Source organism: Streptomyces sp. NPDC005494 (assembly GCF_042872025.1).
GTDB lineage: Bacteria > Actinomycetota > Actinomycetes > Streptomycetales > Streptomycetaceae > Streptomyces.
In genome coordinates this window covers 144,305-150,518 of the sequence record NZ_JBIAJR010000008.1, presented here as the reverse complement: position 1 = coordinate 150,518, position 6,214 = coordinate 144,305, and the positions used below count along the sequence as shown (strand labels likewise).

The following is a 6,214-nucleotide window of genomic DNA, read 5'->3' as shown; positions in this document are numbered from 1 at the left end:
GCCCTGGGGGGGGGCCCGCCCCCCCCCCCCGCGGCCCCCCCCCCGCCGCCCCCCCCCCCCCCCCCCCCCCCCCCCCCCCCCCCGCGCGTCCGGGACCTCGATCCTGGCTATTCACTCAGTACATGTACTGAGGATATAGTGCGCGCATGAGTACCCGTCATGTCCTCCTGGGTCTGCTCGCGGCCGGGCCCTGCCACGGCTACGACCTGAAGCGGCAGTACGACGCCCGCTTCCCGCAGGCCCGCCCGCTCGCGTACGGGCAGGTCTACACGACGCTGCAACGCCTCGTACGCGACGGCCTGGCCGCGGTCGACGGCACCGACTCCGACGGCGGCCCGGAGCGCACCCTCTACCGGTCCACCGCTGAGGGAGCACATGAACTGGACCGCTGGGCCGGGGAGATCACCGCGCCCGCGCCCTTCGTGACGAACGAGATCTTCGCCAAGGTCGTGGTCTCGATCCTTGTCGCGGCGGTCCCCGTACAACCGGGCCAGGACGGACAGAAGCCCGACGCCGCAGCGCATCTGAGAGCCCAGCGCGCCGCTCACATGGAGCGCATGCGCGAGCTCACCGCACTCAAGACCGCGCCGGGCGCCGACCTCAGCACCGTGCTCTCGGCCGACTACGCCCTTGTCCATCTCGACGCCGACGTGCGGTGGATGACCACCACCGCGGCTCGGATCGACACTCTGACCGCGGAGGTCAACGGAACATGAACGCACGGGACGAAGAGCCTGCACCGGGGGCGGGCGCGCTGATCTCGGCGCGCGGTCTGCGGAAGTCGTACGGGAAGGCGGAGGCGCTGCGAGGCGCCTCCCTGGACCTCCACGAGGGCGAGATCCTCGCTGTCACCGGGCCGAGCGGCAGCGGGAAGTCCACCCTGCTGCACTGCCTGTCGGGGATCACCCGCCCCGACGACGGCGTCGTGACGTACGGGAAGGAGAGTCTCGGCCTGCTCCCCGAGCAGCGACTCGGCGAGCTGCGACGCAGCGAGTTCGGGGTGGTGTTCCAGTTCGGGCAGCTGATCCCCGAGCTCACCGCGCTCGACAACGTCGCGCTGCCGCTGCTGCTCGCGGGGACACGCCGCGGCCCGGCACACCGGGAGGCGGGGGAGTGGCTGGAACGCTTCGGGGCCCGGGGGCAGGCCGGCGTGCGTCCCGGTGAGATGAGTGGCGGTCAGAGCCAACGCGTCGCCCTGGCACGTGCCTTGGTCACCGGACCCAGGGCCGTCTTCGCGGACGAACCGACCGGGGCTCTCGACTCGCTCGCCGGGGAACAGGTGATGACCGCTCTCGTGCACACCGCGAGGGAGACGGGTACGGCGGTGCTGCTGATCACCCACGACGCCCAGACCGCCGCGTACGCCGACCGCGAGGTGTGGCTCCGGGACGGGGCCGTCCACTCCGCCTCGGCCGGGGTACTCGCCCGGGAGGCGGTTCGCCATGAAGGCTGACATCCGTATCGCCTGGATACTCGCACGCGGCTCCGAACGCCGTGAGTGGTACAGGATCCTGCTCACCGCGCTCGGGGCCCTCGCGGCCACGGATTTCGCGCTCGCCGCGGTGGCGATCGCCGCCGTCCCGGGGCAGGTGTCGATCCCCTACGGCCACGGCCTGCTCGACCAACCAGGCCAGCGCGCCGGTGTGGTGCTCACGCTCGTCCTCCTGCTGCTGCCCGTAGTGGGGTTCCTCGGCCAGTGCGCCCGCATCGGGGCCGTGCACCGCCACCGGAGGATGGCCGCGATGCGGCTCACGGGGGCGACCCCCGCGCAGGTCCGGCGGATCGCCGCGGTGGAGTCCGCGTTCCCTTCACTGCCCGGCGCGGTGGCCGGCGTCGCCGTCTTCGCCGTGGTCCTCGCCTCCACGGGGCACACGCCGTATCCCGCGGCCTGGGCGGGCTTCGCGGCGGTCGTCCTCGCCGTTCCGGTGGCCGCGGCGCTGGTCAGCGTCTTCGCTCTGCGGCACGTGGTCGTGTCGCCGCTCGACCAGGTGCGCCGCACGGTCCCGGACCCGGGGCGCAGGACGCTGTTCGGCTTCCTGCTCGGGTCGGTGCTGGTCTCCGCGGCCGCCATGCTCGTCACTCTCCCCGCCGACGTCCGCTCCGCCGCGTTCCCCCTGCTCGTCCTGGCTCTTGTGTTCGCCACCGGAGCGGGCGCCATCTGGGCGGCCGGGGCATCGGCGGCGCTGCTGGGCCGGCGGCTCACCCTCCGTGCGCGACGTCCGGCCGTGCTCATCGCCGCCGGCCGGCTCGCGCACGACCCCTGGGCGGCCGCGCGTACCCACGCCGCTCTCCTGCTGGTCACCGTGGTCGGGGTGGGCTTCGTGGGCGTACGGGCCGTCCTGCTCGCCGACCTGCGTGCGAAGAAGGACGTCCTGCCGACGGACATGGGTTTCTACACCACCGGCATCGGCCTCGCAGGATCCGCCGTCCTGATCGCCCTCGCGATCAGCCTCTGCGGTCTCGCCGTGGGCACGGCCGAGTCGCTGACCACCCGCCGCAGAGGCCTGGCGGCCCAGGCCGCCGCGGGGGTGCCCCACGGGGTCCTGGCCCGGGCCGCGCTCCTGGAGACCGCGCTCCCGCTGGCTCCCGCCCTCCTGCTCGCCGGCGTCGGGGGAACGGTGGTGTATCTGGCGTACGCCGCGATCGTGGGCGGGCCCGTCTCCCTCCTCCCGCTCCTCGTTCCCGTGGGGGTCTACGCGGCCTGCCTGCTGGCGGCGGCGACGTCGCTGCCACTGCTGCGGCGCGCGGTGCACCCGTCGGAGCTGCGCTTCACCTAGGGCCCCTCGTTCGGACCATGCCGGGCTCGCGAGCCCTGGCACCCCGCCTCGCGGCGCTGCCGCCGGTCGCCATGGCTCCGCCGATGCTCCCTCCTCCGCCTTGCGATGCACGGCACCGGGCCCCGCTTAAGGCCCTGGTGGACGCAGTGACGCACCGGACCGATGAGTTTCCGGGGCTCGTCGAGTCTGGTGTGGTGGAAGGTGCGGCCGGTCGAAGGAGGTAGCCGTGGGAGACGTCTGGGCGATGGTCCACGCGGAGCGTGCGGCGCTCATCGGTGATCTCGAGCAGCTCGACGACGGACAGTGGGAGGAGCCCTCGCTCTGTACGGACTGGACCGTGCACGACGTCGTCGCCCACCTGGCCGACACGGCCCGGACGACGCGTACGGGTTTCCTTGTCGGCCTCGCCCGCGCGCGGTTCGACTTCGACCGTCAGAACGCCCGGGGTGTCGAGCGCGAACGGGGTGCCTCACCGAGGGAGACGCTGGAGCGGCTGCGGCAGGGGGCGTCGCGCAGGTCGACCCCGCCTGCGCCCCTCGACAGCCGGCTGGTGGAGGAGGTCGTGCACGGTGAGGACATCCGCCGGCCGCTGGGGCTCGTCCGTTCCTACCCGGAGGAGGCCGTCGTCCGGTCGCTGCGTCTGCAGCTCCGGACTCCGGCCTCCTTCGGCGGGGCCAGGGAACTCCTGGCGCGCATCCGCCTGACGGCCTCGGACACCGATCTGTCGACCGGCGAAGGGCCCGAGGTGAGCGGGTCCGCGCTGTCGCTGCTCATGGCCGTCTCCCGTCGGCGGGCGGCCCTGGACGACCTCGAGGGCCCGGGTGTCACCGTGCTCGCCGCAGCGGTCTGACGGCCATCCCTGCCGGTCTCAGCTTCGCGAGAGGTCCGCCTCACCGCGCGCCCGCGCGGCGACGACGAGGGTCGCGGCGACGAGCACGGCCGTGACAACTCCCGTGGCGAGTACCGGGCCGGGGACGAACGTCATCGCCAGCACGGCAAGGACGGCCACCGGGTGGATGAGGTCGTTGCGGTTGCGGAGCTCTGCCGCGCGGTGGTGCAGCAGCCACACCAGGGTGATGAACACGGCCACGGGGACGGTGAAGGCCGCGGCAGCCGCCTGGTCCGAGAGGTGACCGTGTCCCGTGGCGTGGGCGACGTTGACCGCCAGGCCGGCACCGACGGCGGCTGCCGAGGCGAAGACCGCGTAATGGCCGTATCCCCACAGGATCGCCGACCTGAGACCGGTGAGTCGGCGGGGCGCGTCCTGCGCGAAGTAGAGCCACCACAGGGCGAACACGGTCAGCACGCCACCGACGACCAGGCCCGCGATGTCGCCGAGTGCGGTCTCGCCGTCGAGGGCGGTGCGGACGGCGCCGGTCGCGGCGGTGATCGTCTCCCCGAGGACGATGAGGGTGAACAGCCCGTAGCGTTCGGCGATGTGGTGCGGGTGCCAGCTGGTGGTGCCCGCGCTCTCGGCCCAGACCGGAACGGCGAGTTCCGCCACCACCAGGACCGCGAACAGCGGCAGGCCCCAGTCCTCGGGCAGGGCGAGCCGAGCGACCCAGCCGACCTGCACCACCAGGATGCCTGCGGCGTAGCGCACGCACGAACTACGCCTTCCAGGATCCGAGCGGGCCGCGCGGAGCCACTGGGTGACCATGGCGAGCCGCATGATGACATAGCCCCAGGTGATGACGGTGAAGTCCTCCTGCTGGAGCGCCTCCGCCGCACCGGCGGCCACGACGAGCGCCCCGGTGATCTGCACCAGTGTCAGGAGCCGGTACGGGACGTCGTCGGTGTCGTAGGCGGACGCGAACCAGGTGAAGTTCATCCACGCCCACCAGATCGCGAAGAACACCATCGCGTAGCCGAGGACCCCGTGGCCGATGCGCCCTTCGGCGAGCTCGTGCTCGAAGGCCACCGACGTCTGCGCGACGGCGGCGACGAAGCACAGGTCGAAGAACAGCTCGAGGCTGGTTGCCGTGCGGTGTTTCTCGTCGGCGAGGCGGGCGACCATCGGCCGGTGCCATGCGCCGATGGCGGAGTGTGACTTGCTCATGCGTACCCGGTTTCAGCGGTGGGAAGGGCTGTGCACGGCCGCACCCGAGGGCGGCCGGGCCCGCCGAAGCCGCCCGCGCAGGCCGTCGGCCGGGTCGGTCGGCTCGACGGACACCGGTCACGTTACGAGCGTGCCGCGAGCCGGCGCAACGTGGACGTGCCGGTGCGGCGTGCCCCGTGACCTGCGCGGTGACGGCGACCCCTGCCGGGCGCGCCCGGGGGACGCCCCCGGGCCCGACGCGCCGGGGAGCTCGGAACGAGGTGATCCGGAGAGCTCAGAACGAGGTGATGACCACCCGCGCCACGTCGGGATCACGGGCCGCGGTGTAACCGGCGTCGATCTCGTCCAGGCCGATCTCCCGGGAGACCAGGCCGTCGAGGTTCATGCGGCCCTGTAGATACAGGTCCGCGTAACGCGGGATGTCCCGCCGGGGGTTCCCCGAGCCCATGACGAGGCCGTGGATCGCCTTCTGCTGCAACAGAAGGCGGGGCAGGGAGAGCGTGAGCTCGCCTCCCGACCCGGCCAGGCCCACCACGTACACGCTCCCGCCGAGGGCCGTCATGTGCAGCGCCTGTTCCGTCGTCGCGGCCACTCCCACCACGTCGAAGGTGTGCCGGACGCCGCCACCGGTCAGCTCCCGCACGGCGGCGACGGCGTCGGCGGAAGCGGAGTTGACCACGTCCGTCGCGCCGAACGCACGGGCCTGCCGCAGCTTGCCGTCCCGCACGTCGACCGCGACGACGCGCGAGGCACCGGCGATCCGCGCCGCCGCGACCGCGTTGAGCCCGACGCCTCCGGCGCCGATCACGGCCACGCTCTCGCCCGGCCGGACGCGCGCCCCGTTCAGCACGGAACCCGCGCCGGTCAGGACCCCGCACCCCAGCAGTGCGGCAGGGGCGAACGGCATCCGGCGCGGGACGGCGGTCAGCTGGTTCTCGTGGACGAGCGCCCGTGCGGCGAAGCCGCCCAGCCCCATCCCCTGGGTGAGCGGCAGGCCGGCACGGCTGAGCCGTGGACCCTCTTGCTCGGGATCGCGCAGCGTGGCCCCGGGGCGGGCGCACTGGTGGACCCGGCCGTCCAGGCACGCAGGGCAGCCGCCGCACCACTGGACGAGGCAGCCCACCACATGGTCCCCGGTGGTGAACTCCGTGACGAGCGGGCCGATGCCGGCGACGACGCCGGCCACCTCGTGCCCCAGGACGACCGGCGGGGGGAAGTCCCCGAAGGCGTGGGTGGCGACCGTGAGGTCCGTGTGACAGAGACCGGACGCCCGGATCTCCACCAGGACCTCACGGCCCTGTGGCCTCGCGATGTCGATGTCCTGGACGCCGAAGCCGCCGCCCAGCGCGTCCACCACTGCCGCTCGCACCATCAGCTC

At 73.2% G+C, this 6,214-nt stretch carries 6 protein-coding genes; 4 read left to right on the top strand and 2 right to left on the bottom strand.

Annotation, left to right across the window (positions count from 1 at the left end):
• Positions 1–146 precede the first annotated feature (146 nt).
• The 4 genes from ACFYQ6_RS23225 (at position 147) to ACFYQ6_RS23210 (ending at position 3,627) form a co-directional block, all read left to right on the top strand.
• On the top strand, positions 147–716 hold the full coding sequence (locus ACFYQ6_RS23225; protein WP_361577908.1) for a PadR family transcriptional regulator: 570 nt from the start codon (positions 147–149) through the stop codon (positions 714–716).
• Positions 713–1,453, top strand: a complete 741-nt coding sequence (locus tag ACFYQ6_RS23220; protein ID WP_361577911.1) for an ABC transporter ATP-binding protein — start codon at positions 713–715, stop codon at positions 1,451–1,453. The genes ACFYQ6_RS23225 and ACFYQ6_RS23220 overlap by 4 nt, the downstream gene beginning before the upstream one ends.
• On the top strand, positions 1,443–2,777 hold the full coding sequence (locus tag ACFYQ6_RS23215) for an FtsX-like permease family protein (protein WP_388764663.1): 1,335 nt from the start codon (positions 1,443–1,445) through the stop codon (positions 2,775–2,777). The genes ACFYQ6_RS23220 and ACFYQ6_RS23215 overlap by 11 nt, the downstream gene beginning before the upstream one ends.
• 244 nt (positions 2,778–3,021) lie before the next feature.
• The gene (locus ACFYQ6_RS23210; protein WP_361577983.1) at positions 3,022–3,627 is read left to right on the top strand and encodes a maleylpyruvate isomerase family mycothiol-dependent enzyme; all 606 of its coding nucleotides are present in this window, start codon (positions 3,022–3,024) and stop codon (positions 3,625–3,627) included.
• A gap of 18 nt (positions 3,628–3,645) precedes the next feature.
• On the opposite strand, the gene ACFYQ6_RS23205 is transcribed toward ACFYQ6_RS23210, so the two are convergent.
• A complete protein-coding gene (locus tag ACFYQ6_RS23205) occupies positions 3,646–4,836 on the bottom strand; it encodes a low temperature requirement protein A (RefSeq protein ID WP_388764661.1) in 1,191 nt (396 codons plus the stop codon).
• 274 nt (positions 4,837–5,110) lie between these two features.
• Entirely contained in the window at positions 5,111–6,208 is a 1,098-nt protein-coding gene (locus ACFYQ6_RS23200) for a zinc-binding dehydrogenase (protein ID WP_388764659.1), read from the bottom strand.
• Between the last annotated feature and the right edge of the window lie 6 nt (positions 6,209–6,214).

What these genes read in the sequence shown, in the direction of transcription:
- ACFYQ6_RS23225 (WP_361577908.1), top strand. Translation starts at nt 147, where the DNA reads ATGAGTACCCGTCATGTCCTCCTGGGTCTGCTCGCGGCCGGGCCCTGC.
- ACFYQ6_RS23220 (WP_361577911.1), top strand. Translation starts at nt 713, where the DNA reads ATGAACGCACGGGACGAAGAGCCTGCACCGGGGGCGGGCGCGCTGATC.
- ACFYQ6_RS23215 (WP_388764663.1), top strand. Translation starts at nt 1,443, where the DNA reads ATGAAGGCTGACATCCGTATCGCCTGGATACTCGCACGCGGCTCCGAA.
- ACFYQ6_RS23210 (WP_361577983.1), top strand. Translation starts at nt 3,022, where the DNA reads ATGGTCCACGCGGAGCGTGCGGCGCTCATCGGTGATCTCGAGCAGCTC.
- ACFYQ6_RS23205 (WP_388764661.1), bottom strand. Translation starts at nt 4,836, where the DNA reads ATGAGCAAGTCACACTCCGCCATCGGCGCATGGCACCGGCCGATGGTC.
- ACFYQ6_RS23200 (WP_388764659.1), bottom strand. Translation starts at nt 6,208, where the DNA reads ATGGTGCGAGCGGCAGTGGTGGACGCGCTGGGCGGCGGCTTCGGCGTC.